The organism is Bacillus sp. FDAARGOS_527 (assembly GCF_003812125.1).
Lineage (GTDB): Bacteria > Bacillota > Bacilli > Bacillales > Bacillaceae_G > Bacillus_A > Bacillus_A paranthracis.
Genome location: NZ_CP033795.1, coordinates 915,734 through 941,367 on the forward strand (window position 1 = coordinate 915,734; position 25,634 = coordinate 941,367).

The 25,634-nt window shown below is 35.7% G+C and carries 28 protein-coding genes; 23 read left to right on the plus strand and 5 right to left on the minus strand.

Translation table 11 applies throughout. The features are described 5' to 3' along the window. Positions 1-8 precede the first annotated feature (8 nt). The 5 genes from EGX95_RS07105 to EGX95_RS07130 all read left to right on the plus strand — a co-directional run bounded on the left by EGX95_RS07105 (position 9) and on the right by EGX95_RS07130 (position 5,305). The gene (locus EGX95_RS07105; protein WP_000588319.1) at positions 9-1,232 is read left to right on the plus strand and encodes a flagellar hook protein FlgE; all 1,224 of its coding nucleotides are present in this window, start codon (positions 9-11) and stop codon (positions 1,230-1,232) included. A gap of 49 nt (positions 1,233-1,281) precedes the next feature. Next, positions 1,282-1,617 carry a DUF3964 family protein gene (locus tag EGX95_RS07110; protein ID WP_000198181.1) on the plus strand — a complete coding sequence of 112 codons (336 nt, stop codon included), beginning with the start codon at positions 1,282-1,284 and terminating at the stop codon, positions 1,615-1,617. A 352-nt stretch (positions 1,618-1,969) separates the two neighbouring features. Further along, positions 1,970-2,455 carry a hypothetical protein gene (locus tag EGX95_RS07115; RefSeq protein ID WP_063263809.1) on the plus strand — a complete coding sequence of 162 codons (486 nt, stop codon included), beginning with the start codon at positions 1,970-1,972 and terminating at the stop codon, positions 2,453-2,455. A gap of 128 nt (positions 2,456-2,583) precedes the next feature. Further along, positions 2,584-3,492, plus strand: coding sequence for a chemotaxis protein (locus EGX95_RS07120; protein WP_000075951.1), 909 nt, complete (start codon positions 2,584-2,586; stop codon positions 3,490-3,492). A gap of 865 nt (positions 3,493-4,357) precedes the next feature. Beyond that, positions 4,358-5,305, plus strand: a complete 948-nt coding sequence (locus tag EGX95_RS07130; RefSeq protein ID WP_000274730.1) for a DNA-binding domain-containing protein — start codon at positions 4,358-4,360, stop codon at positions 5,303-5,305. 93 nt (positions 5,306-5,398) lie between these two features. Here the strand turns inward: EGX95_RS07130 and EGX95_RS07135 are convergent, their stop codons facing one another. Both EGX95_RS07135 and EGX95_RS07140 read right to left on the minus strand, forming a co-directional pair. Beyond that, positions 5,399-6,199: a flagellin N-terminal helical domain-containing protein gene (locus EGX95_RS07135; RefSeq protein WP_001219682.1), complete on the minus strand. Its 801-nt coding sequence runs from the start codon at positions 6,197-6,199 to the stop codon at positions 5,399-5,401. Between the two features lie 240 nt (positions 6,200-6,439). Next, positions 6,440-7,561 (minus strand): flagellin N-terminal helical domain-containing protein, encoded by a 1,122-nt coding sequence (locus EGX95_RS07140; RefSeq protein ID WP_001222359.1) that lies wholly within the window; start codon positions 7,559-7,561, stop codon positions 6,440-6,442. 257 nt (positions 7,562-7,818) lie between these two features. On the opposite strand from EGX95_RS07140, the gene EGX95_RS07145 reads away from it, so the two are divergent. The 17 genes from EGX95_RS07145 to EGX95_RS07225 all read left to right on the plus strand — a co-directional run bounded on the left by EGX95_RS07145 (position 7,819) and on the right by EGX95_RS07225 (position 20,653). Beyond that, entirely contained in the window at positions 7,819-8,598 is a 780-nt protein-coding gene (locus tag EGX95_RS07145; protein ID WP_000260229.1) for a lytic transglycosylase domain-containing protein, read from the plus strand. Between the two features lie 63 nt (positions 8,599-8,661). Continuing rightward, positions 8,662-8,886, plus strand: a complete 225-nt coding sequence (locus EGX95_RS07150) for a flagellar motor switch protein FliN (protein WP_000775712.1) — start codon at positions 8,662-8,664, stop codon at positions 8,884-8,886. A 14-nt stretch (positions 8,887-8,900) separates the two neighbouring features. Continuing rightward, the gene (fliM, locus tag EGX95_RS07155; protein ID WP_000012187.1) at positions 8,901-9,887 is read left to right on the plus strand and encodes a flagellar motor switch protein FliM; all 987 of its coding nucleotides are present in this window, start codon (positions 8,901-8,903) and stop codon (positions 9,885-9,887) included. 10 nt (positions 9,888-9,897) lie between these two features. Next, on the plus strand, positions 9,898-10,257 hold the full coding sequence (gene fliN, locus EGX95_RS07160) for a flagellar motor switch protein FliN (RefSeq protein WP_000680025.1): 360 nt from the start codon (positions 9,898-9,900) through the stop codon (positions 10,255-10,257). Positions 10,258-10,269: 12 nt separating this feature from the next. Continuing rightward, positions 10,270-10,590 carry a hypothetical protein gene (locus EGX95_RS07165; protein WP_000121176.1) on the plus strand — a complete coding sequence of 107 codons (321 nt, stop codon included), beginning with the start codon at positions 10,270-10,272 and terminating at the stop codon, positions 10,588-10,590. Continuing rightward, positions 10,587-11,345, plus strand: coding sequence for a flagellar type III secretion system pore protein FliP (locus EGX95_RS07170; protein WP_001220586.1), 759 nt, complete (start codon positions 10,587-10,589; stop codon positions 11,343-11,345). The genes EGX95_RS07165 and EGX95_RS07170 overlap by 4 nt, the downstream gene beginning before the upstream one ends. Positions 11,346-11,378: 33 nt before the next feature. Beyond that, positions 11,379-11,654, plus strand: a complete 276-nt coding sequence (locus EGX95_RS07175; protein ID WP_001098085.1) for a flagellar biosynthetic protein FliQ — start codon at positions 11,379-11,381, stop codon at positions 11,652-11,654. A 15-nt stretch (positions 11,655-11,669) separates the two neighbouring features. Beyond that, a complete protein-coding gene (locus EGX95_RS07180; RefSeq protein ID WP_001055694.1) occupies positions 11,670-12,431 on the plus strand; it encodes a flagellar biosynthetic protein FliR in 762 nt (253 codons plus the stop codon). A 10-nt stretch (positions 12,432-12,441) separates the two neighbouring features. Continuing rightward, a complete protein-coding gene (gene flhB, locus EGX95_RS07185; RefSeq protein ID WP_001030101.1) occupies positions 12,442-13,488 on the plus strand; it encodes a flagellar type III secretion system protein FlhB in 1,047 nt (348 codons plus the stop codon). A 23-nt stretch (positions 13,489-13,511) separates the two neighbouring features. Next, complete coding sequence (gene flhA / locus EGX95_RS07190) at positions 13,512-15,578, plus strand: flagellar biosynthesis protein FlhA (RefSeq protein ID WP_000472546.1); 2,067 nt, start codon at positions 13,512-13,514, stop codon at positions 15,576-15,578. 14 nt (positions 15,579-15,592) lie between these two features. Continuing rightward, the gene (flhF, locus tag EGX95_RS07195) at positions 15,593-16,903 is read left to right on the plus strand and encodes a flagellar biosynthesis GTPase FlhF (RefSeq protein WP_000446190.1); all 1,311 of its coding nucleotides are present in this window, start codon (positions 15,593-15,595) and stop codon (positions 16,901-16,903) included. 42 nt (positions 16,904-16,945) lie between these two features. Continuing rightward, positions 16,946-17,719: a flagellar basal-body rod protein FlgG gene (locus EGX95_RS07200; protein ID WP_001013947.1), complete on the plus strand. Its 774-nt coding sequence runs from the start codon at positions 16,946-16,948 to the stop codon at positions 17,717-17,719. Positions 17,720-17,836: 117 nt separating this feature from the next. Next, positions 17,837-18,547, plus strand: a complete 711-nt coding sequence (locus tag EGX95_RS07205) for an alanyl-tRNA editing protein (protein WP_000206094.1) — start codon at positions 17,837-17,839, stop codon at positions 18,545-18,547. 16 nt (positions 18,548-18,563) lie between these two features. Beyond that, positions 18,564-19,400 (plus strand): TrmB family transcriptional regulator, encoded by an 837-nt coding sequence (locus EGX95_RS07210; RefSeq protein ID WP_000343378.1) that lies wholly within the window; start codon positions 18,564-18,566, stop codon positions 19,398-19,400. Then, positions 19,393-20,118 carry an AzlC family ABC transporter permease gene (locus tag EGX95_RS07215; protein ID WP_000030486.1) on the plus strand — a complete coding sequence of 242 codons (726 nt, stop codon included), beginning with the start codon at positions 19,393-19,395 and terminating at the stop codon, positions 20,116-20,118. The genes EGX95_RS07210 and EGX95_RS07215 overlap by 8 nt, the downstream gene beginning before the upstream one ends. Then, on the plus strand, positions 20,109-20,420 hold the full coding sequence (locus EGX95_RS07220) for an AzlD domain-containing protein (RefSeq protein ID WP_000425951.1): 312 nt from the start codon (positions 20,109-20,111) through the stop codon (positions 20,418-20,420). Before EGX95_RS07215 ends, EGX95_RS07220 begins: the two co-directional genes overlap by 10 nt. A gap of 62 nt (positions 20,421-20,482) precedes the next feature. Further along, positions 20,483-20,653: a DUF3951 domain-containing protein gene (locus tag EGX95_RS07225; protein ID WP_000602230.1), complete on the plus strand. Its 171-nt coding sequence runs from the start codon at positions 20,483-20,485 to the stop codon at positions 20,651-20,653. Between the two features lie 43 nt (positions 20,654-20,696). Here the strand turns inward: EGX95_RS07225 and EGX95_RS07230 are convergent, their stop codons facing one another. Genes EGX95_RS07230 through EGX95_RS07240 form a run of 3 tightly spaced genes read right to left on the minus strand, consistent with a single transcriptional unit; the run spans position 20,697 to position 21,982 of the window. Next, positions 20,697-21,038, minus strand: a complete 342-nt coding sequence (locus EGX95_RS07230) for a hypothetical protein (protein ID WP_043896954.1) — start codon at positions 21,036-21,038, stop codon at positions 20,697-20,699. Continuing rightward, positions 21,039-21,644, minus strand: coding sequence for a dienelactone hydrolase family protein (locus EGX95_RS07235; protein WP_000727633.1), 606 nt, complete (start codon positions 21,642-21,644; stop codon positions 21,039-21,041). Positions 21,645-21,646: 2 nt separating this feature from the next. Continuing rightward, a complete protein-coding gene (locus EGX95_RS07240; protein ID WP_000794575.1) occupies positions 21,647-21,982 on the minus strand; it encodes an antibiotic biosynthesis monooxygenase family protein in 336 nt (111 codons plus the stop codon). A gap of 279 nt (positions 21,983-22,261) precedes the next feature. On the opposite strand from EGX95_RS07240, the gene EGX95_RS07245 reads away from it, so the two are divergent. Beyond that, positions 22,262-25,597 (plus strand): isopeptide-forming domain-containing fimbrial protein, encoded by a 3,336-nt coding sequence (locus tag EGX95_RS07245; protein WP_235033574.1) that lies wholly within the window; start codon positions 22,262-22,264, stop codon positions 25,595-25,597. The last annotated feature ends 37 nt before the right edge of the window (positions 25,598-25,634 follow it).

The following is a 25,634-nucleotide window of genomic DNA, read 5'->3' on the forward strand; positions in this document are numbered from 1 at the left end:
CATACATTATGATTAAAGCGTTATATACAAGTATTACAGGAATGAATGCAACACAAAATGCATTAAGTGTAACTTCAAATAATATCGCCAATGCACAAACGGTTGGTTATAAAAAACAAAAAGCTATGTTCGATGATTTACTGTACAACAATTCAATTGGTGCGAAAGGCGACGATAGATACGCAGGGACGAACCCGAAAAGTATTGGTAACGGTGTGAAAATGAGCGGAACGGTGACGGATTATACCGATGGTACAATTACGTTAACTGGTGGTAAAACACAAGCGGCAATGGAAGGTAATGGTTTCTTCGTTGTAGGTGATTCAAAAGCTGGAAATATGGAATTTACACGTAAAGGGACATTTACAATATCTTCAGATTACTATATTACGAATACAGAAGGGCAATATGTATTCGCTTATCCAGCGGATTCATCAACTGGTAATGTTGATTTATCTGGTATCCCGGGACCATTGCAAGTTCCAATGGGATCAGCAATCGGTGGTATTCGAACGTCAAAAGGAGTCGTTGGAGGGAACATTCCAGCTGATGCAAAACAGATTACGCAGGAATTGCCTGTATACGATAATGCCGGTAATACATGGACAATGCGCGTGGAGTTTAAACAAGATGGTGAACATAATTATAAATATAAAGTATATATGCGTAACGACTCGAAAAAAGAAACAGCGTTTAACGAGGTTGATGGCGCAGGTGGTGAGGTGAAATTCGATGCGGTAGGGAAGCCCAATCCGGTAAACCCTGAAGCGAATATTCCATTTAATGGTGGAACAGTAAAAATAGATTTTAGTAAATTAACAAACCACCCGACTGAGAAAACATTAGCAGTAACAGATGTAGATGGTAGAGCAGCAGCGACTGTAAAAGATTGCTTTATTGCTGACGGTGGATATGTGATGGTAAAATACTCGGATGGAAGTATGAAAGCTGCGGGGCAATTAGCTGTTGCGATGTTCCCGAACGAAGGCGGTTTAATGAAAACTGGTAATGGTAACTATACAGCGACGAATACAACTGGTATTTTAGCAATGGGTGTATCTGGTCAAAATGGTGCAGGAAAAGTACGTGGTAGTGCACAAGAAGGTGCAAACGTAGATTTATCTGTAGAATTCGTTGACTTAATGTTATACCAACGCGGTTTCCAAGGGAATGCGAAAGTAATTAAAATTTCAGATGAAGTATTAAACGAAGTTGTAAACTTAATTCGATAATATATAATCAAGAAAAATTGTAATGTAGTAGAAAGGGTTTTTTATTCGTATGACAAGACAAGAACGAATTTTACAATTGCCTTTTTTCGAAAATAAACGTGAACTTGCAGAGCAAGTGTTAAAAATGGAACGAGAAGAGCATGTATACTTACCAGATCAATTTGAAATTAAGCAAGTGCCTCCCTATTCATTTGGTGAAAAACAAGCAATCATTGGCCGTATTCACGAATTTTATTTCGTAAGTGTTGGTAGCGAAGGTGAGTGGAAGTATCAACTGTTTAAGGATGAGATGAAGTGCCGTGAGTTTTTTGTTACGTTGCCGGATATTGCGGATCAGCAGATCGCGTTTTGGTTCAATAACATTGAGTTATTGAAAAGGTCTTAAAAGATTTTAAAAGCCCTTTTTTAGATTTTGAGAGAGGACCCAGCGATATGGGATAGCGGTCGGTGCTTATGTGGGTGCTCGACCGTTGTTTAAGACCAGAGATATGTAGAGTTACTAGGTTAGTTTAGAAAGATTTAAGCGAAGTGTGGTCGCAGTCGTTGGTGCCAATAAGTGGCTCGTGTGTTGTAAGAACAGAGAGATATTGATTGGTTCTAAGGCAAATTGTTGGGTAGTGCTTCTTCGTCCTTTGACGATAGTGTCTATCTAAGTTTAGAAGCGTTAATATGAAATGAGTTTAAGTTAATTTAGTATACAATTAGACTGAATTTCTATAAAAGGAGAGGTGAGGAGGATGGCGCAGAATAAGTATCGCGTTACATTCATTTCGCCGAGTGAGGTTGAGCAGCGGACTGTAATGACGGCGAGTAGTTTGCCAGATTTAATTCGTAAAGTAGAGGGTGTTATTGCTGATCCGAATGGTTATTTTGTAAATGATAAAAAAAATAATTGCTATTTTAAAGTGATGAAAGAAAATGTTACGTTTATTCAATATGAGTTACTATTTTCAGATAAAGAGATTCATATTGAAAAATTAAAACATATAGCACCGGCAGTATTAAAACGTTTATTTGCAAAAATAAATGATCCGGAACTATATGCACTTGCGCTACTGGATGTTGATATAGCAACGAAAGAATATGTGCTAGAAGTAATGAATACCGAGTTAAGAATAAGAGTCGAAGCAAAGCTTTCAAAAAAATGGGAAGCGATGCCGACAGAAATTGTAGGAGCACAAGAAGTGTTACTAGAGGCCCTTGCTTCGTTTATAAAAGATTAATCGCCTGTTTAAATAAAGAAATGAATCGTTCGACTATCTATATTTTTTATATAGGTAGTTGACTTTTTCGTTTTAATAAAGCTTAATAATTAGATATACGGAAATAATGAAAGGGGAGCGACACCTTTATGTCACAAGCACAAAGTATTTTATTAGAAAGCGGAACAAATGAATTAGAGATTGTTACATATACTGTTGGTGAAAACCTATTTAGTATTAACGTAATGAAAGTACGTGAAATCATTAATCCATTCCCTGTTACAACTGTGCCAGAATCTCATCATGCAGTTGAAGGTGTTGTTCAAGTACGCGGTGAAATTTTACCAGTTATTAACTTAGCGACAGCTCTTAATTTAAAATCGACAAAGCCACTTGATCAAACGAAATTTATCATTTCAGAATTAAACCAAATGAAAGTTATTTTCCGCGTGGATGAAGTGCATCGTATTCAACGTATTTCATGGGAGCAAATTGATGAGCCAGCTTCATTATCTATGGGATTAGAAGAAACGACATCTGGTATTGTAAAACTAGATGGAAAAATCATCTTACTATTAGATTACGAGAAAATTGTATGTGAAATTAGCGGTACTGGTTATGATAATAAATCACTTTCAAAATTAGAACAAAAAACAGATCGCGGTGAAAAAATTATTTATATTGCGGAAGATTCAGCAATGCTTCGTCAAATATTAGAAGAAACATTATCATCAGCTGGATATACGAAAATGAACTTCTTTAGCAATGGTGCAGAAGCGTTAGCGCAAATTGAAAAGCTAGCGAAAGAGCAAGGAGAAAAAATGTTTGAACATATTCACCTGTTAATTACGGATATTGAAATGCCGAAAATGGATGGACACCATTTAACGAAAGTAATTAAAGATAGTGAAATCATGAATCGTTTACCAGTCGTTATTTTCTCTTCCTTAATTACAAATGAATTATTCCATAAAGGCGAAGCTGTGGGAGCAAATGCTCAAGTAAGTAAGCCAGATATTCAAGAGTTAATTGGTTTAGTAGATAAGTTAGTGCTTTAAAAGCTTTTTTAGCTGGAATAGAGGAACTAGCCATATGTGGAGCGGTCAGTGCTTAATAGAGCCCTATGCGATGTGAGACCAGAGATATGGAGCTAGTTTTTTAGCTAAACGGAAGAAGTGGGACATCGAGAGTGGTAGTTGGTGTACAATTTTATTCTGTTTAGATGGAATAGAGGATCTAGCCATGTGTGGTGGCGGTCGGTACCTAATAGAGTCCCATGCCATGTTCAGAACAGAGATGTCGAGCAGGCTTTAGGGGGAATGGAAGTGGATCGCCGAAAGCTTTTTAGAAGAGCTGGTGAACATTTTTCCAGGAATAGGAAACTAACTATGTATGGGAGCGGTCAGTGCTTAATAGAGCCCCGTGTGATGTGAGGTGTTAATTGAAGATTTGTAGATTCTACTTATAACTCTATTCTTTTAGTGGAGAGAAGGGAACTAACCGTGTGTACTATTGGTTAGTTCCTTTTTATTGTTTTATACTCTGTATAGGTCGAAAGATGGAGCGTTTTTGGAGTGTTTGTGGTTGTATGTATGAAAAATCTTCATTTGAAGATTTTTGATTTAAAAATATAAAAATATATCTTTGGATTTTTTTAGTAATTTTTCGTGATAACGCAAATTTTTTCGGTGAAATTACATTCTAAATACCATATAATATAATTAAAAGTGATTCATATGCAATTATGCATATGAATGAAAAAATCTTTTTCTATTTCTATACTTTCTATACATTTTTGTATGTTTATTATTTGACAGATAATTTCGAAATGTTATAATATGGATATGTAAAATTTTCTATTTTCTGAATGGACATGGGAGTCTGATGAGAATTGTGAAAGGATGAGGGGGAGTGGCACAGATTATGTATCACCACACAGCAATTAATGTATTAAGTCTCTTACAAAACATGTCAAATAATAAAATGAACGATATGCAACTAGAAGTGGAATTTAAAAAAATAGAAAAACAATTCCAAGTAAAGTATGAAGAACTAGTTGATTTATATAATAGAATGGTATTATTTCAAATAGATATAGAAAAACATGGCGGAATACGAGCATATGAAAAATCAACGATCACATGGCTCAAGTCTGAACTAGAGTTACTGTATGAAGTGTATCAATTTTGCCAACGTCACGGTTTAAACATTATTAATATTTCAAAGTATGTTAGTAAAAACGAACTAAATCTTTTCCCGAAAACAGAAAGTCAATTACAAAATACGTATTACAAATTAAAAAAACGTGAAATACCGTTTGAAAATATCGAAAAACAAAAACCTGGACGAAAGCGAAAATATACACCTGTAAAAGAAACAATCGTTGAAATGAAAAAAGAAAACAATCAAGTATTAAAAGAGGAAATCCAGCATAAAGAGAGTGAAAAAAGCCTCGTAACAGTTATATCTGGTATCGTTGATAACTTTGAAACAATTAGTCAACATAGTGAAAGAAAAGAAGATGAATTACGCCAGTTTATGGAGGGTATTTATAAGCTTTCTAACATGGCTGCAGGGCATTTTAAAGAAGAGTCTAATAGAAGTAGTCTAGAAAGTGAATTGCGTGCGCTACAATTGGAAAACGAAAGGTTAAAACGAGAAAAAGAAGAACTCGTGCAAGATGTGAAAGATATGACGCAACAGTTAGTTTATTTCATTAAAAGTTCTGACGTCGATCAAATTCGTAAATTACCAACTTTCGTACAAGATTGTAAAACAGAATTAAATAAATTAGGACTATATAACGCACAAGACGGAAAAATGAAAATAAGGATCGACCGTAGAGGACAAGTTATGACGGTAGCGCCATAAAAGTATTGGGTACAAAATAAAAGGGAAGCACATAGTTTATATGTATTTCCCTTTTGCTTTTGTATGGAATCGTTTCAAAGAGTGGAATGACAATTATGATTGCAGTAATTTAGAAACCATTTGCGGAATTTGATTTGCTTGTGAAACCATACTAAGTGCAACTTCGGTTAACAATTTAAACTTTAAAAAATCACTCATCTCCTGCGCCATATCCGCATCCTCAATTCGAGAAGCAGCATCTGTTAACGCTGTACTTTGACTATTTAAATTTTCGATATTAAACTGCAGTCGGTTGATCATAGCCCCGAGGTCAGCACGGTGAAGTGATACATTTTGTAAAGCTTCTTCAATTTTACGAATCGCCGCTCTTGCTTCTTGTTCTGTTGAAATGTTGATGTCATGTTGTGTAGGGGAAGGGGGAATATGTTTCGTTACATTTACTGTATGACCAATATCATCTAACGTAACAGTCCGGTTTTGACCGTCGAAAACGGATAAATCATTAAAATCAGTCGTCTCATCAATATAGCCAATTTGTTCTGTTAAAGATTGAAACTCTTTATTTAGTGAATCACGGTTTTTATTTGAATTTGTATCGTTCGCAGACTGAACAGCTAAATCACGCATACGCTGTAAAACATTCGTCACAGTTTGAAGTGCAGCTTCCGCTGTACGAAGCATCGATATCGCATCCTCATTATTTCGAATCGCCACGCGCATACTACTCGCCCTCGCATGCATACGAGTCACAATCGCAATATTAGCTGGATTATCAGAAGCGTTATTTAACTTCTTACCAGTCGCCAAATGCTCCATTGCAACATTCATACGCTTCTCATTCTCATACAACGACTGCCTAGCATTCAAACTCAAAACATTCGTACCAATACGCATAATAGACACTCCTTATAGATTGATATAGTCGGTATCTCTTAATCTAATAAACAGCTATGAACAGAAAAAGAGACTTATGCTTATCTTCTAGTTGTGTTTTAACATGAGAGGGGATAAAGATAGGCACTGACCGCTTCTACGCCACGCGGATGCTCTCTCCCATCAAAAAAAGGAAGGTTTTACAAAAAATAAACCTCTCCGCAAGCAGAGAGGTTTATTTAAGAAACTAACTCAAATGGCTTATTGTAATAATTTAGAAACCATTTGTGGAGTTTGGTTTGCTTGAGAAAGCATGCTGATTCCAGCTTCGTTCAAGATTTTGAACTTAGTCATTTCAGACATTTCTTTTGCCATGTCAGCATCTTCTACTTGAGAAGCTGCTGCTGCCATGCTTGATGCTTGGCTCTTCAGATTATTTACGTTAAAGTCAAGGCGATTTAATGTAGCACCTAAAGTCGCACGGTTGTCAGCAACTGTTTTAAGAGCTGCATCGATTTTTGTAATAGCACCTAGAGAATTAGCGGATCCTTGAGCGCCACCTGTTGCTGGTTTACCTACTTTATTTGCTGCTAAATCAAATGCAGCTTTGATTGCTGTAGCTGCATCAGCTTTAGCTGTTCCAGCAGTTGATGCTGTTGCATAATCTTCGAAAGCTCTTTCGATAGCTTTAACACTGTCAGAATTAGTATAGAAGCCTTTGACTTTATCAAATGCATCTTTAGCTGCTTGCACATCTACATCACGAGTTCCCGGAACTGTAGCATCAAGTCTATCCATAGTAGCATTTAACAAATCAAGGTCTTTTTGAGCAAGTTCTGTATTGCCGATTTGTAAATCTTTAATATCTAAAGCTTCTAAAGATGAACCTTGTAATTTGATTTTAATTTGTTTACTATCACTGTCAGAATCAAGAGTTTGGATAGCGATTTCTTTTGTAATCCCTTTATCAGCGTTTAGTAAGTGTTGGTCATTAAATTGTGTGTTTTCAGCAATATACTTAATTTGTTCTTTTAGCTCGCCAAATTCTTTTTGCATTGCTGCTTTGTTTTCATTTGTATTTGTCCCGTTCGCAGATTGGTTTGCAAGGTCACGCATACGAAGTAAAATGTTAGATACAGAGTTTAAAGCTGAGTCAGCTGTACGGATTAATGACATACCGTCTTGTGTGTTGTTAGATGCAACACCTAATCCGCTTTCACGTGCACGCATACGAGTTGCAATTGCAAGACCTGCTGCATCGTCAGAAGCGTTGTTGATACGTTTACCGCTTGATAAACGGTCCATAGCGTTGCTCATTTTAGCTTGGTTTTGGCGCATGTATTCTTGCGTACGCATGCTATTAATGTTTGTATTAATTCTCATGTAAAAGAACCCCCATTTTTTTATATTGACTTTTCTGCAAATTGAAAAACGGTAATATGCGAAAAAATCGATTTCGAATTTATTTTAAGCCTTGCTATATCAAGTGTCAACTGAAAATTTGAATTAATAAATATAAAAAAATAACAGTTTAACAATTTAGTCGTTTTTTTATTACAATATAATTGCAAAGGATTATTGCAAACTTTACGAAAAAACTCTAATATTAGATTATCTTTGTTTACCGAAAAGGTGATATTATGGTAGTTGGAAATATAGTAAAAGAAGTACTTGCATATAAAAAAGGACAGTTTCAGCAAAAGTTAAGTAGTCCGCAGGCATTCGTTAGTAGTAGGTTTCAAGAGAAGTTGCAAAGCGAGCCTATGAAGGAAACGAAGGCTACTACGCAGCCGGCAAAAGTAGAGGATATGAGTCAGCCGGTACAATCTACGAAAATAGAAACGCTCGTTAATAAAGGTGATTCTAGTAAAGTAGAGGAAGCGAGTAAGCCGGAAGAAAAGTCTGAAACGAAGAAAGTCGATGAAGTGCAAGTTGCGCAAAAAGAGTTTGAACGACGTTTCCCGGAAACGAAAAATGAGGCTGTTGATACGTGGGGATTAACGAAGAAGTATAATATTCAAAAAATACGTTCTTCAAATGAAGGGAAGTATGAGGATATTATAGATAGAGTAAGTCGTACATACGGAATTCCGAAAACGTTAATTCAAAAAATGATTGAAGTAGAGTCTGATTTTAATCCGAAAACGGTGTCGCATGCAGGGGCGATGGGCCTTATGCAGCTTATGCCGGCGAATGTAAAAGAGATGGGTATAAAAAATCCATTTTCACCAGCTGAAAGTATTGAAGGCGGCGTGAAAGAGTTAAGCGGTTATTTAAAGAAAAATAACGGTGACTTAGTATTGGCGCTCGCTTCTTATAATGCTGGCCCTGGTAATGTGAGAAAGTACGGAGGCGTACCTCCATTTAAAGAAACGCAAGGATATATTAAAAAAATATTAAATATCGACGTTTCAAAATAAGAGATTTCATTATATAGAGAGAACATGAAATTTTCGTGAACATGATATGGGAGTTGGCTAGATTTGAAATTACAAGATGATATTCCGTTAACAATTTATTTTGAAATCGGAAATACGAAAAAGAAAATTGAAGATCTGCTTCATATTACGAAAGGTACATTGTATCGTCTTGAAAATTCAACGAAAAATACGGTGCGTCTTATGCTTGAGAATGAAGAGATTGGAACCGGAAAGATTTTGACGAAGAATGGAAAAATGTACGTTGAAATCGTTGAATTGAAAAGGTAGGGAAGGGGATTTTCATGAGTGGCGATAAATTAAGCCAAGAGCAAATTGATGCCCTGCTGAAGGCGGTAAATGAAGGCGAGGAAATGCCAGCTTTCGCACAAGAAGCAGGGAAGCAAGATAAATTTCAAGAGTATGATTTTAATAGACCAGAGAAGTTCGGTGTTGAACATTTACGTAGCTTGCAAGCGATTGCTTCTACGTTTGGTAAACAGACGTCACAGACGTTATCTGCGCGTATGCGTATTCCGATTGACTTAGAGCCTTCGACAGTGGAGCAAGTTCCATTTACGAGTGAGTATGTGGAGAAAATGCCGAAAGATTACTATTTATATTGCGTCATTGATCTCGGACTTCCAGAGCTTGGAGAAATTGTTATTGAAATTGATTTAGCATTTGTTATTTACATTCATGAGTGCTGGCTTGGCGGGGATAGTAAGCGTAATTTTACGATGCGTAGACCACTGACGGCATTCGAGTTTTTAACGCTTGATAATATTTTTGCGCTTCTATGCAAAAATTTAGAGCAATCATTTGAAAGCGTTGTGGCGATTAAACCGACATTTGTAACGACAGAGACAGATCCGAATGCACTTAAGATTACGACAGCGAGTGATATTATTTCATTACTGAACGTAAATATGAAAACGGATTTTTGGAATACGACAGTTCGTATTGGGATTCCGTTCTTATCTGTTGAAGAAATTATGGATAAGTTAACGTCTGAAAATATTGTCGAACATTCTTCGGATAAGCGTAAAAAGTATACGTCTGAAGTAGAAGTGAAAGTAAATCAAGTGTATAAACCAGTTCATGTTGCGATTGGTGAGCAGAAGATGACGATGGGCGAGATTGAACAAATTGAAGAAGGCGATATTATTCCGCTTCATACGAAAGTTTCGGATGAGTTGCTTGGTTTTGTAGATGGAAAACATAAATTTAATTGTTTTATTGGAAAAGACGGAACGCGTAAGGCGCTCCTATTTAAAAGTTTTGTAGAGTAGGAGGATCCATATGAAGCATGAAGTATCTCCTGTGTCATTAATGGGGTTAGAAGAATTTGCAGGAAAGCGAAATGAAGCAAGTAAAGCACATATTGATACTGTTTCAGATATTTCGATTGAACTTGGTGTAAAGCTTGGGAAAACATCTATTACGCTCGGTGATGTGAAACAGTTAAAAGTGGGCGATGTTCTGGAGGTAGAGAAAAACTTAGGACATAAAGTAGATGTATATTTAAGTAATATGAAAGTCGGCATTGGGGAAGCGATCGTAATGGACGAGAAGTTCGGTATTATCATTTCTGAAATTGAAGCTGACAAGAAGCAAGCTGCGCTTATGAAAGCGCAAAGTCAAATGCAAGATAAAGAGTAGAGGAGGAGTCATATGTCGTATATGACGACCTTATTTCAAGTCGTTTTACTGTTTGGTGCGCTCGGCTACGGTGCATATTATATGACGAAAAAGACGCGCAAGCAGCAGTTTTTTAAACAAGGTGAAAATGGCCATATTCAAGTGAAGGACGGTGTTTATTTAAATCATCAAACGAGCGCCTTTTTATTTGAAGTGGATGGTAAGCAAGTGTTCACTGTTATTAGTAATAACGGTGTTCAATCTGTGCAATTAACAGGAACAGGAAATCAGTTTCAACAAGCGCTAGAAGACGCGGTGAAGAGTGAAACGAAAAAAGTAGAGGATCCATCATGAGAATAAAGAAACAGTTATCGTTATTAGCCGTTATTTTCGTATTTTCTATCGTTTTTTCAATTATTTTTGTAAATCCAGCGTATGCAGCCCAAAACGGTTTTATTAATTTCGAAAATGGAAAAGAGTTTACGAGTAACTCAAGTGTACAGTTATTTGCGCTCGTTACCCTTTTATCATTATCTTCATCTATCGTTCTATTATTTACACATTTTACTTATTTTATGATCGTTCTTGGGATTACACGTCAAGGACTCGGGGTAATGAATTTACCGCCGAACCAAGTGCTCGTTGGACTTGCCTTGTTTTTATCACTCTTTACGATGCAGCCTGTTCTTGGGCAGCTAAAGAGCGATGTGTGGGATCCGATGACAAAAGAGAAAATAACGGTAAGCCAAGCTGCGGAAACGACAGCGCCGATTATGAAAGAGTATATGTCAAAGCATACGTATAAGCATGATTTAAAAATGATGCTGAAAGTACGCGGAGAAGAGTTGCCGAAAGATTTAAAAGATCTTTCACTATTTACGCTCGTCCCATCCTTTACGTTAACGCAAATCCAAAAGGGATTATTAACGGGGATGTTCATTTATTTAGCGTTTGTATTTATAGATTTGATTATTAGTACACTGTTAATGTACCTCGGGATGATGATGGTACCGCCGATGATTTTAAGTTTACCATTTAAAATACTCGTTTTCGTATATTTAGGTGGATATACAAAAATCGTCGACATTATGTTTAAAACGGTCGCCTGAAGCGTTTGATGCTATGTGATAGGAGTCATATAAATGAATACGTCACCAATTATAGATATTTTTCAAACCTTTTTTTATAAAGGGGTTATGATTTTAATGCCGGTTGCCGGTGTTAGTATGATTGTCGTTATTATCATCGCTGTCATTATGGCGATGATGCAAATTCAAGAACAAACGCTGACGTTTTTACCGAAAATGGCGAGTATTGTACTCGTTATTATCATTTTAGGTCCGTGGATGTTTCAAGAGTTAACGACGCTTATTTTAGATTTATTTGATAAAATTCCATCGCTATTGCGTTCGTACTAAGATAGGGGAACTGAAATGAATATGGAATTATGGGCGGCGACGTTTTTTGCGTTTTGCCGCATTACTTCATTTTTATATTTTTTACCGTTTTTCTCAGGTCGATCCATTCCAGCTATGGCGAAGGTTACATTTGGACTTGCTCTTTCCATTACTGTTGCCGATCAAGTGGATGTCTCTCACATAAAGACAACTTGGGACGTAGCAGCTTATGCTGGTACGCAAATTGTAATTGGATTATCACTTTCAAAAATTGTAGAAATGCTGTGGAACATTCCAAAAATGGCCGGGCATATTTTAGACTTTGATATCGGTTTATCACAAGCAAGTTTGTTTGATGTAAATGCAGGCTCACAGTCTACTTTACTATCAACCATTTTTGATATATTTTTTCTTATTATTTTTATTTCACTTGGCGGCATTAATTATTTCGTTGCCACGATTTTAAAGTCGTTTCAATATACAGAGGCGATTTCAAAATTGCTGACGACTAGTTTTTTAGATAGTCTACTCGCAACGTTATTATTTGCGATTACATCAGCGGTTGAAATTGCTCTTCCGCTCATGGGAAGTTTATTCATCATTAACTTTGTTTTAATTTTAATCGCAAAAAACGCTCCGCAATTAAACGTTTTTATGAATGCGTATGTTATTAAAATTACGTGTGGCATTTTGTTTATTGCGATGAGTGTACCGATGCTCGGTTATGTGTTTAAAAATATGACGGATGTATTGCTTGAGGAATATACGAAACTATTTAACTTTTTCTTAACGAAGTAGGGGGACGCGCATGGCAAAGGATAATAAAACAGAAAAGGCCACCCCGCAGAAGCGTAAAAAATCGCGTGAAGAAGGGAATATTGCCCGGAGTAAAGATTTAAATAATTTATTTTCCATACTTGTATTAGCAGTTGTCGTTTACTTTTTTGGAGATTGGCTAGGGTTTGAGATTGCCAATTCCGTATCGGTGCTGTTTGATCAAATTGGAAAAAATACAGATTCGACCGAGTACTTTTATTTAATGGGGATTTTACTATTAAAAGTATCAGCTCCCATATTAATACTCGTATACGCTTTTCATTTATTCAATTATATGATTCAAGTCGGTTTCTTATTTTCTTCTAAAGTGATTAAGCCGAAAGCGTCACGTATTAACCCAAAAAACTATTTTACGAGATTGTTTAGTCGTAAAAGTTTAGTAGATATTTTGAAATCACTATTTTATATGGGATTAATCGGTTATGTTGCTTACGTTCTTTTTAAAAAGAATTTAGAGACAATCGTTAGTATGATTGGATTTAACTGGACAGCGTCACTTACTGAAATTATTAGGCAAATTAAATTTATCTTTTTAGCTATTTTAATTATATTAATCGTTCTTTCTATTATTGATTTTATTTATCAAAAATGGGAGTACGAACAAGATATTAAGATGAAAAAAGAAGAAGTAAAACAAGAGCATAAAGATAATGAAGGGGACCCGCAAGTAAAGGGGAAACGAAAAAACTTTATGCACGCCATATTGCAAGGGACAATTGCGAAGAAGATGGATGGCGCAACGTTTATTGTAAACAACCCGACTCATATTTCGGTCGTACTTAGGTACAATAAGCACGTTGATGCAGCACCAATTGTCGTTGCAAAAGGGGAAGATGAGCTCGCATTATATATACGAACGCTTGCCCGTGAACAAGAAATACCAATGGTGGAAAACCGTCCGCTTGCTCGTTCTTTATATTATCAAGTCGAGGAAGATATGGCGATTCCAGAAGATTTATACGTAGCTGTAATTGAAGTTATGCGCTATTTAATTCAAACGAATGAACTTGAAATATAATAGCGCGTTTGGAGGAGATCTCTTTGTTTAAGATAGATTCTGCAAGAACCTATTTTTCTATCTTTTTAGCAGCGTCATTCGTAGTGGCGCTCTTAATTCCACTTCCACCATTTATACTTGATATCATTATCGTTTTTCTACTAAGTATGTCAGTGCTTATTTATATGCGAGCGACAAGTATTAACGAGTGGGATGAATTAAAGTCATTTCCGACGATGTTGTTATTAATCGGAATTTTCCGCGTATCGATTAACGTATCGACGACGCGAGCGATTTTGACAAACGGAAATGCCGGTCATGTTATTGAAGAGTTCGGTCAATTCGTAATTGGCGGGAACTTATTAATTGGTATCGTTATTTTTACAGTATTAATCATATTCCAGTTTATCGTTGCAAACGGTGCATCTCGTACAGCTGAAGTTGCAGCTCGTTTTACACTTGATTCTTTACCAGGGAAACAAATGTCAATCGATGCTGATTTAAACCAGCGTATTATTTCAGAAAAAGATGCACAAGCAAAACGAAAAAAATTAAATATGGAAACAGAGTTTTACGGAGCGATGGATGGTGCCGGAAAGTTCATTAAAGGGGACGTTATTTTTGGGATCGTCATTTTATTCGTAAACATTATTTTCGGTTTAATTGTCGGCATGATGCAGCAAGGAATGAGCTTTGGTGAAGCAGCTCTTCATTATACACAGCTAACTGTCGGTGACGGAATTGTAAACCAAATTGGTTCGTTAATGCTTGCGATTTCAACTGGTATTATCGTAACGCGTGTATTTGACGGCTCACCGGATACGGTAACGGAAGGTATCTTTAAAGAGTTATTAGCGCATGAAGTCGTTGTATATGCGCTTGGCGGTTTATTTATCGCAATGGGTATTTTTACTCCGCTACCATTTCTACCATTCGCACTCGTTGGTGGAACAATTATCTTCTTAGGAATTCGAAATAAAAACCGAATGAAGAAAGAAAAAGAAGATGAGCTTCAAAAAGAATTAGAAATGATTCAAGGCGAAGATGAGCAACTGCAACAAGTGGAAGATTCATTTGGCGTATTTACAGATAAATATCCAATTATTGTAGAACTCGGCTTAGATTTAGCAGCACTTGTAAAGCAGAAAATTAACGGGGAAACAGCTCGTGATAAAGTTGTTCTTATGAGGAAATCAATTATTACCGACCTTGGTATTAACGTTCCTGGAATTAACTTTAAAGATAATACGAGTTTTAGACCACGTGGACGTTACATTATTCGTATTAAAGGTGCGAAGGCAGCTGAAGGTGTTTTAAAATCAGGTTACTTATTAGCACTGAAAACACCGAACGTAATGGCCGATTTAGATGCAGAACCAGCGAAAGATCCAATTTTCGGCGAGGATGGATATTGGATTTTAGAACATATGGTACAAGATGCACAAATGAAAGGCTATCAAGTATTAGAGCCACTTAGCATATTAATTACACATTTAGATGTTGTCGTTAGACGTAACCTGCATGAGTTAATTCAGCGTCAACATGTAAAAGACTTAATTAATTCGCTTGAAAATGATAACGGCGTTTTATTAGAAGAGATTAAGAAGAAAGAAATTGACTTATCACTCGTTCAAAATGTTATTAAACAACTACTAAAAGAAGGTATTTCTATTCGTGATTTACCAACCATTATTGAAGGTATTATTGACGGAAAAGAAATTTATCAAAATCATGTTGACGGTGTAACGTCATTCGTCCGTGAATGTATTTCAAAAGTTATTTGTGAAAATGCGAAAAATCCTGACGGTAAAATATATGCGGCGCTCTTCTCAGATACAATTGAGTTAGACGCAGACGTTGTGAACAATTCTTATCAAGGTTATTTATTAAACTGGGATTTAGATTTAGAAACGCGAGTCGTTGAGCAAGTACAACGCGTATTGAAACAAGCGAGGTTAATGGGAAGAGAACCAGTATTATTAACGCGTAGAAAAGATTTCAGATTTGCGATTGTAAGACTTCTTGAGCGCTACCAAGTAGAAGCGCAAGTACTTTGTATTAGCGAATTAGCACCAGAAATTGTTGTAGATCAAATTGCCTATATTGAATAGTAGGGGGTGAAGTAATGGAAAGTACAGAAAAGAAAGAAGCGTTAATGCGAATAAAAGCAGCTTCGAAAAATGAATTGTATCGAAAGTTATTTGACCAATATGGTACAGATTATTATTACGTTGTCGATGAAAGTGTAAAACGCAATATCCCGTTTTTTTGGAAAAAGAATTATGAAATGTTAGTTGCTTTTCCAGAGGATAAACAGGAAGAAGTGAACGAAGGTACAGCTGAATTTCATGAACAATTAATGGATGTTGTAAATGACCCTTCAGAACAAATTGTGAAGGCGAACGGAATTCAATCGGTACTGCACAATTTAGAAAACGTGACGACTCCTATGTCGTACGCGGCAATGCAAACAGGAAATAGTGAAGAATGGGCAAGAAAGAAAGAGAAACTATTAAAGCTGTTTGAAAAAGGTATCGTCGTTGTGAAACAGACGGAAGAAACGAAAGTAACGAAAAAGCAAAAAACCGTGAAGAAAGTCGTTCCTGTCAAGAAAGAAGAAGTAGTTGTAAAAAAAGAAAAGCAAGAATCTGTACCATTTATTATTCAAAAAGTAATTCGCATGCTAGAACAAAACGATGTAGAACAATACTTCATTCATGCATATGCTGAAAAGTTAAAAGTGAAGTTTGAGAATGCAACGATGATTACAGAAGAAGAAGTAATCAAATATATATTGGAAGATATGAGCTCTCATTTCAATACGGAAAATGTATTTGAAAAAGAAGTACAAACAATTGCATTAATTGGTCCAACTGGTGTTGGAAAAACGACGACACTTGCGAAAATGGCGTGGCAGTTTCACGGTAAGAACAAAACGGTCGGTTTTATTACAACAGACCATTCTCGTATTGGGACAGTTCAGCAACTGCAAGATTACGTAAAGACAATTGGATTTGAAGTAATCGCTGTGCGTGATGAAGCTGCAATGACAAGAGCGCTTACGTACTTTAAAGAAGAAGCGCGCGTCGATTATATTTTAATTGATACAGCTGGAAAAAATTATCGTGCGTCAGAAACAGTGGAAGAAATGATTGAAACGATGGGACAAGTAGAGCCAGATTATATTTGTTTAACGTTATCAGCTTCGATGAAAAGTAAAGATATGATTGAAATCATTACGAATTTTAAAGATATTCATATTGATGGTATCGTATTTACGAAATTTGATGAAACAGCAAGTAGTGGTGAATTGTTGAAAATTCCAGCAGTATCATCAGCTCCCATTGTATTAATGACAGACGGACAAGACGTGAAGAAAAACATACATATCGCTACAGCGGAACATTTAGCGAAACAAATGTTACAAACATCATAGAAAAGAGGTGAAGGATAAGGCGATTGCCTTATTCAAACGAGTATGAACGGTCTTTATATAGGTTCTATGGGTATGATGAATTATATGCAGCGCATTAATGTTCATTCAAATAACGTTGCAAATGCTCAAACGACAGGATTTAAAGCAGAAAATATGACTTCTAAAGTATTTGATGTACAAGATACATATCGCCGAGGAGATGGTGCTGTAACAAATATCGGTTCGGTCGATTACGCTGTAGTACCAGCCGCAACGCATGTGAATTTAGTACAAGGAAATATACAAATGACAAATAGTGCTACAGATTTCTTTTTAGATGACGGTGCAAACGGTACAACATCATTTTTCGTTACATCTAAAAACGATGAAACGTTTTTAACGAGAGATGGTAGTTTTACAATAAATAGTGATCGTTACTTGCAAACATCTTCAGGTGCTTATGTTATGGGAGAGAATAATGAACGTATTCGTATTCCTGAAGGAGCAAAGGTAGCTGTACAACCAGATGGTACATTATATGATGAGGGAACACAAAATAATATTGCTCGCCTGCAAACAAAAACAGTAGATGCAGAAGCGAATTCTCGTCTAATGCAAAGAGAAAACAAAAGCTTTACACTAGCAGAAGGAAACATTGCTGATTTACCGAACGGAACAGGATTAGTGAAAAATCATATGCTAGAAAATTCAAATGTAGATATGACGAAAGAGATGGCAGATCTTATGACGGATCAAAGAATGATTTCAGCATCACAACGCGTTATGACTTCGTTTGATAAAATTTATGAAAAAGAAGCGAATGAAATATTGAGATAGTGGACTCCTAATATAGGAGTCTTTTATTAAATTTAAATTTCAGAATTATCAATTGACTTTGCAGAGCTTCTTTTTTATATTAGTGGGTATAACTATAACTACTAAAGAGGTGAGAGTATGACAACGGAATTATATTTAGAAGATGCATACAAAACGAGTTGCGAAACAGAAGTGATAAAAGTAGAAGAAAATAAAGTATTTGTAAAAGAAACAGTTTTTTATCCAACTGGTGGAGGGCAGGAATGTGATACGGGTGTCATTGTACAAGATGGGTCTGTATTTGAAGTTCAAAAAGTAAAGAAGGAGCAGGGAGAAATAGTTCACTATATAAAAGATGGAGCTCAAGTAAAATTAGGTCCCGTTAAATTAGAGATTAATTGGGAAAGACGTCATAATTTAATGCGGCATCATTCTTTACTGCATCTTATCGGAGCTGTTGTTTATGAAAAGTATGGAGCTCTATGCACTGGAAATCAAATTTATCCTGACAAAGCACGTATCGATTTTAATGAGTTACAAGAGTTATCGAGCGTGGAAGTAGAAGAAATTGTTAAGGAAGTGAATAAACTTATTAAACAAAATAAAGAAATTTCTACTCGTTATATGAGCCGCGAAGAAGCAGAAAATGCTGTAGGAATGATTAAGACCGCAATAAACCTCCTACCAACTACTATACAAGAAATCCGCATTGTTACAATTGAAAATTTAGACGAACAAGCTTGTGGAGGCACACATGTGAAAAATACGAGTGAAATAGGAACACTTGTTATTGATAAAGTAAAAAGTAAAGGTAAGCAAAATCGTCGCTTTGAGGTTAGAGCGATTTAGATTGTGAGGAGTACTGATGGATGAAATTATAAAAGAATTACAAAAGTTGGGTTTTTCCCAGTACGAATGTAAAGCGTATATTGGACTACTAAAACATTCCCCAGTAACTGGGTATGAAGTGAGTAAACAAACAGGAGTACCTCGTTCTATGATTTACGAGGTACTCGGTAAGTTAATGGATAAAGGAGCGGTACATATTGTACCTTCTGAACCAGTTAAATATGTACCAGTACCAGCTACCGAATTAATGAATCGAATGCGAAAAGACTTTGAAAAGTCCTTTGAATTTTTAGATGAGAAATTAAATAGTTTAGAACAAGAGCGACAAATAGATGTAATTTCGCATATTCGCTCAAATGATCGGGTTTTGAAGGAAATATGCAATATAATTAATAGAGCGAAGGAAGAGTTATGGATTTCTGTATGGGAAGATCAAGTGCATGAAATTGAGCCATACATTCATCAAAAGGAAGAGGAAGGTGTACATATATTTTCAATCTTATTTGGCGCTCCAGAAACAAAAATAGGAGCGACGTTTCACCATAATTATATGACGCCTCACGTTGTTGAAAAGAGAATGGGTGGTCATTTAACTGTAATTGCTCGTGACGGAGAAGAAGTATTAATTGCGAACTTCTCAAATGATAGCACTTCATGGGCTGTTACAACGTATGACCCAGCTCTAGTTCTCGTTGCTACAGAGTATGTGCGGCACGATATTATGGTTGAAGAAATTACGAAGGAATTTGGAGCTGATAAGTTAGATACGTTGTGGCGTGAAAATATAGATTTAGTTCATGTCGTGACAGGAAAACGAACTTTGAAAGGAATGGAGGATGATAGAGATGAGTAAAGCTCAGGCACATGTAGCTTTGCAGAGCGATGATACATTTCAGCAAGGAGTAAAAGATTGTTTACCAACTGTATTTGGCTATTTAAGCATCGGTATAGCAGCCGGTGTAATTGCAAAAACAGCAGGTTTCTCCATTATTGAAATTGCGTTTATGTCCACTTTAATTTATGCAGGTTCTGCCCAATTTATATTAGCTGGTATGTATGCAGCTGGTGCACCTGCTTCAGCAATTATTTTTACTGTATTTTTTGTTAACTTGCGCCACCTTCTTATGAGTGCTGCGCTCGCGCCGTACTTTACGAAACTGCCTCTATTTAAAAACTTACTAATTGGTTCTCAAATTACAGATGAAACGTTCGGCGTTGCAGTACAGCATGCAGCGCAAAAAGGATATTTAGGTGAAAGATGGATGATTGGGCTAAATGTAACGGCTTATTTAAATTGGATCCTTGCTACTATTATCGGCGGGCTATTTGGTGAATGGATACCAGATCCGCATACGTACGGTATGGATTATGCATTACCAGCAATGTTTATCGGATTATTTGTACTTCAGCTCATAAGTAGTAAACCGAAACTGGCAACTCATCTTACTGTTGCAATTGTAGCGATTATAATTGCGTACGTTTCACACTTATTTATGCCAGATAGTATAGCGGTTATTATCGCAACATTATTAGCTGCGACGATTGGAGTGGTGATTGAAAAATGGAAATGAGATTAGATGTATTATTACTTTTACTAGCAGCAGGAGCTGTTACACTCGTGCCACGTATTTTACCTCTACTCGTATTTAGCAAACTACAAATTCCTGAATGGGGTTTAAAATGGTTAAATTACATACCAATCGCGATATTAGCAGCACTTTTAGCGCAAGTTTTATTTATGCATGACACGATGCAGTGGGATTACTTGATTGCAGCAATTCCAACATTTCTTGTAGCGATATATACTCGTAGTTTATTAGGTACAGTATTAACTGGTGTGATTGTGATTATTTTGTTACGTTTCTTTTTCTAAAAAGGATTACGCTCATATAATAGCGAAAAGTGTAATAACATGAAAAATATAGGGGTGGTGTTATGATACTTTTAACGATAGGAGCAATTTTGTTAACGTTGTTTATTTTCTTTATTATCGGCTTTATTACGTTTATGATGTTTGTTGATAAGGCGACACCTCAAATATATTATACACCTTGTGAATCAGTGACAGTGAAAGCTAAAGGTAAACATAAAAGGAAGAAAAGTTGAATGCTGGCTTTTCTTCCTTTTTCTATCACATCCCCGAAAGAACTCACAACAATACCCCAAATAAAAAACTAATAAAGGAAAGAAAACCGATACATATGGAGAACACACGGTTGTTTCTCCATTCGCGCCAGAAAGTGACAAGACCTAAAATACAAAGGAAAAACCAAATGGGCAGGAATAGGAACCCGTTAATTTTCTCAGGGAATAACGTATAAAAAGATGTTAAATATAAAATCCAATTTGTAAAAAATAAAATGCAAACGATAATAGATTGTAAGTAGGGGCGTTTGGAAAACGCCCCCTTTTTTACAGTTGCTAAAATAATAGTTAGTACTGAGAAAAAGGCAATGAATATGAAAATAAGTAAGAGTAATGTAAGTGTCATTTACATCTCCTTTATAAGAGTGTTTTTTACAAGAAATGACTCTATTAAATTATATGCTTGATTTGTAGAGTGCCTGTTATATTTTTCAGTGTACGGATTTAGAAAACCATGTTCACCAGGTAGTTGCTGTATTTCTAATAAAGGATTCTTTTGTTGCTGCAACGATTGAATGAAAGAGGGTACTGAAAAACTAGCTTCTTTTTCAGGGAAAATAAGTAAGGTAGCACATGATGGTTTCATATGAATATAGTCACGTATACGAGAACCGTAACATCCGATAATAAAATCTATTTTCGGATTGTTACTACATAGCCATGAGATGGTAGCACCAACACTAAAGCCGATAAGTCCAATATGCGTGTAACGACTAGAAAGATGAGTAATGAATGTTTCAATTTGCTTTTTTCCATCTTCAAATCCAATATGATTCATAAAAAAATGATATGCTTTTTCTTCATCACTATAAGGAAATGCAGGTTGCGATTGTAGCAGATTAGGACAAAATACATCTATATGAGATGAAGTGAAGTGGTCGGTAACGTGATGCATATGGTCGTTCACACCATATATCTCATGAACAACAACGAGAGCTAATTTTTTCTTCATCGTTATAAAGTACCTCTATGAAATTTAAATTCTTTCTCAACAAGGCAGATACGAAGGTGGAAGTTTTCATACCATTGCTCACGGCCCCTTTCTTTCGCTTCTTTATGTAAGGCATTCTGTTTCCAATTTTCAATCGCCTCAAGTGATTCCCAATAAGAAATTGTGATTCCGAGCCCTGAATGATTTCGTGCACTTTCTACACCTAGAAATCCAGGTTGCTGCTTTGCAAGTTCCTCCATTTTGTCAGAAGTGGCATTATAGTCTGTTGTATCATTTGATAAATTAGAAGTGAATATAACTGCATAATAATGACTTGTTTTTTGTAAATTATTTTTCATATAGATTCCCCCTTTTCATCTAGTTTAGCATGTAATAAATAGAAAAGAAGTTATGGCTTCTTATTAATATTTCGTTTTTTTTTATTGTCACTTGAATGAAGTAAGATGGTTTCTATATTGATATTCGAAATTTTTTATCTCTGAATATAAATATCTTTATATATAAATGTTTAAAATAGGAAAAAATCACATATTTTGTTAACAAAATATGTGATTTATATTAGAATAATACATATAAAGTATATATATATAATATGTTAGTAAAATTTATTGAAGGAGGTGACCTCTTTGCACAGTAGGATAAAAGAAAATAAAAAAGTATTAAATGCATTTGTAGTTGTTATGAGTTTACTCTTTCTATTATCCCAATTACAGTTTTTAAGTCCGATTGATACGGCAATGGCAGCAGTTACAGATGAAGAAGGGTTTGACACACCAACTTATCAATCCATTCATAAAGGTGATATGTATTCTACTGGTAATGTCAATTTAGGTATTAAAGCCACTGAAGCTCAAAAGAAAACGGCGTTGTATTCTGATATAACGAATACTGCGTATACAGCACCGAATGGCTATACCCGTGAACTCATTGATGTAGATGATGACCCAACAACTACAAATTCATCTAAGGCATATATTCCTGTTCCAGAAGATGCTGAAATTGAATGGGCTGGATTATATTGGAGTTCAACACGTTATGAATTAACGCAGCAACAGTATGTAGCACCAGTTAAGTTCACGACTCCGGCGGGGAAGAGCTTTCAAGTAAAACCAAGTAATACGTATTACGGAAGTGGCTTGCTTTATGGTTTCGGTATTGATGGTACTTATTATTCTAACTATGCAGATGTTACAAAGCTTTTACAGTCCTCTAATTCAAAAGGAGGAAGCTATACTTTAGCAAATATTCCTTATCCAAATACAAAGCTTGCGTATAATTATGGATATTATTCTTTTGCCGGATGGTACATGCTAGTGATCACGAAAGATAAGTCAAAAACAAGAAAAGCATTTACTGTTTATGATGGTGGATTGAAAAGAGCTACTGGATCTGGTGAAAAAGAATTCACTGTGAAAAACTTTCTTGCTTCAAAAACTGGAGATTTAGATCCAAAAGTTTCTGTTTTTGCTGTCCAAGGTGATAGATATTGGAAAGGTGATAAACTCTTTGTTCATACAGATAATACTTGGAAGGAAGTTACTGATAAGCTGAATCCAACAGGTAATATATTCAATTCCACTATTTCTGAATATGAGGAACATATGCGAGATAAGTATCCAGGTACATTTAATCCAGATTATAAAAATAATTTGGGAGTTGATGCAGATTTAATCAAGTTACCAGCAGGATATATTAAACCAGAGCAAAAGGAAATACGCCTAAAAGCTGCGACAGCTGGTGATGACTACGTCTTAAACACATTAGCTTTTGCAGTAAATGCAACAGCGCCAGAGCTTGTCATCGATAAGGAAGTAGTAGATGCAAAAGAAAAGTATGAGCCAGGTGATGAGGTTACATATCGTTTACGGGTGAAAAACATTGAACCGAATTCGAGTTCTGTTGATACAAAAATTGAAGATGTTTTAGATTCGCGTCTAGAATTTGTACCAAATTCGGCGAAAATCATTTCTGGTCCGAATGCTGGAAATGAAATAGAACAAGTTGACTATGATGCAAAGACAAGAAAGTTAACAATAAGAATTGGTGAAGGAGCAATTGCTACAAAAGGTGGAATCTATACGGATAAAACACCTGAGACAATCATTGAATTTAAAGCGAAACTAAGGGGAGAAAAGGTAGAAACAGAAGTTCCTAATATCGCTGTCGTTCAAGGGATTGATGAGTTAACAGGAAGTCAGGTTGAAGCTAACGATTCTAATAAAGTAGTGGTTAAAGTATTACCCGAACGAGAAGAGAAGCCTGGGAAGTTAGTAGCCACTAAACTAGCTAAAGATATAAACGGCGGTACGCTGAAAGTTGGCGACAAACTAGAATATACAATTCATACTAAAAATAGTGTGCCAGATTCTATCTTAAAGGCAGTTAAAATTACGGATAACCTTCCTGAAGGAGTAGAGTATGTTCCGAACACGTTAAAGATAAACGGAAAGGAACAAACGGATGTTGAAGATGAAGATTATGCACATATAAAAGATGGAACGATTTATGCTCATTTCGGCGATCTTAAAGGTGAGCAAGAGAAAGCAATCACGTTTGAAGTTGTTGTAAAGCCGGAGATGGCAAATAAGAAAATAAAAAATATAGCAATAGTTGAGACTGATAGTTCGAAAGATAAGGAGAAACCAGAAGTTGAAACGCCGGTTGATCCGTTGTCTGGACAACTAGAATCGAAGAAAGAGATTATTGGTATAAAGCAAGAAAAATTTCATGTCAATGATGAATTTGAGTATCAAATTAAAGCTCGAAATAAGGTGGAAAATGGGCTTATTAAAGATATGCGTCTAATAGATAAACTTCCTGAAGGTATAGAATATATAGCTGGTAGTATGAAATTGAATGGGAATCTATTGACAGATGCAGTTGACGAAGATGAAGGATCGTATGAGGATAATACGGTTAAAGTAAACTTTGGCGACGTACTTGATACAGAAGAACGAACAGTAACTTTTAAAGTGAAAGTTACGCAAGATGCATTAAAAACGAAGGAAATTGAGAACATAGCAGTTGTTGAGGGAAAAACACCAGATAATGAAGATTTACCTCCACAAAAACCGAATGTAAAAACGAATGTGGAAGCAAAGGAACCTAAAGTAAGAAAGATGGTTTCGGATGCAGATGAAAAAGAAGTGGAAAAAGCGACATTACAAAGTATAGATGAAGAGTTTACATGGCATGTAAACTATAATTTTGGTAATGACGTTATGAACCTTGAAAAAGTAGTATTGCAGGATGACTTAGAGGATATTTTAACTATCTTACAAGTAAAACTTGTAAACAGCGATGGAGAAGAAATAGAAGTTATACCGCAAATTGATAAACAATTAAAGAAAGTAAGTATTGAGTTACCGAAGCAGGACGGAAATTATACTTATCTTGCGAATCAATCGTATACAATGCATATTAAGTCAAGACTAAGCGCTAATGTGAATGCAGACACACAAACGAAATACAATGCGAATGATGGTATTCCAAATAAAGCGGAATTACTGTTTGATCAGAAAAAATTTGTGTCAAATGAAGTATTCATAGTACCACCAATATTAGGGAAGTTTGAAATTGAAAAAGTAGATGCGAACGATGAAAATCTCAAATTGGAAGGCGCAGTATTTGATGTGATTAGTAAAGATGGAACCATAGTATGTAAATTAACAACCAATAAAGATGGTTTGGCAACTTCTATTCCATTAATGGTTGGCAAATATACATTAAAAGAAGTACAAGCACCAAATGGATATATGTTAATGAGAGAACCAGTAGAAATTGAAGTGAAATCTGGAATGGATTCACAAAAAATAAGAGTAGTAAATAAAAAGAGTGAATTTGTTATTCCAGAGACTGGTGGAATAGGGACAATTATTTATTATGTAATTGGTGGAATATTGATGTTTGTTACATTGTTCCTCTTTGTTAGAAAGAGAAATAATGAGAGATAGAAATAACAAAGGCAATGCAAATGATAGGGAGTGGACA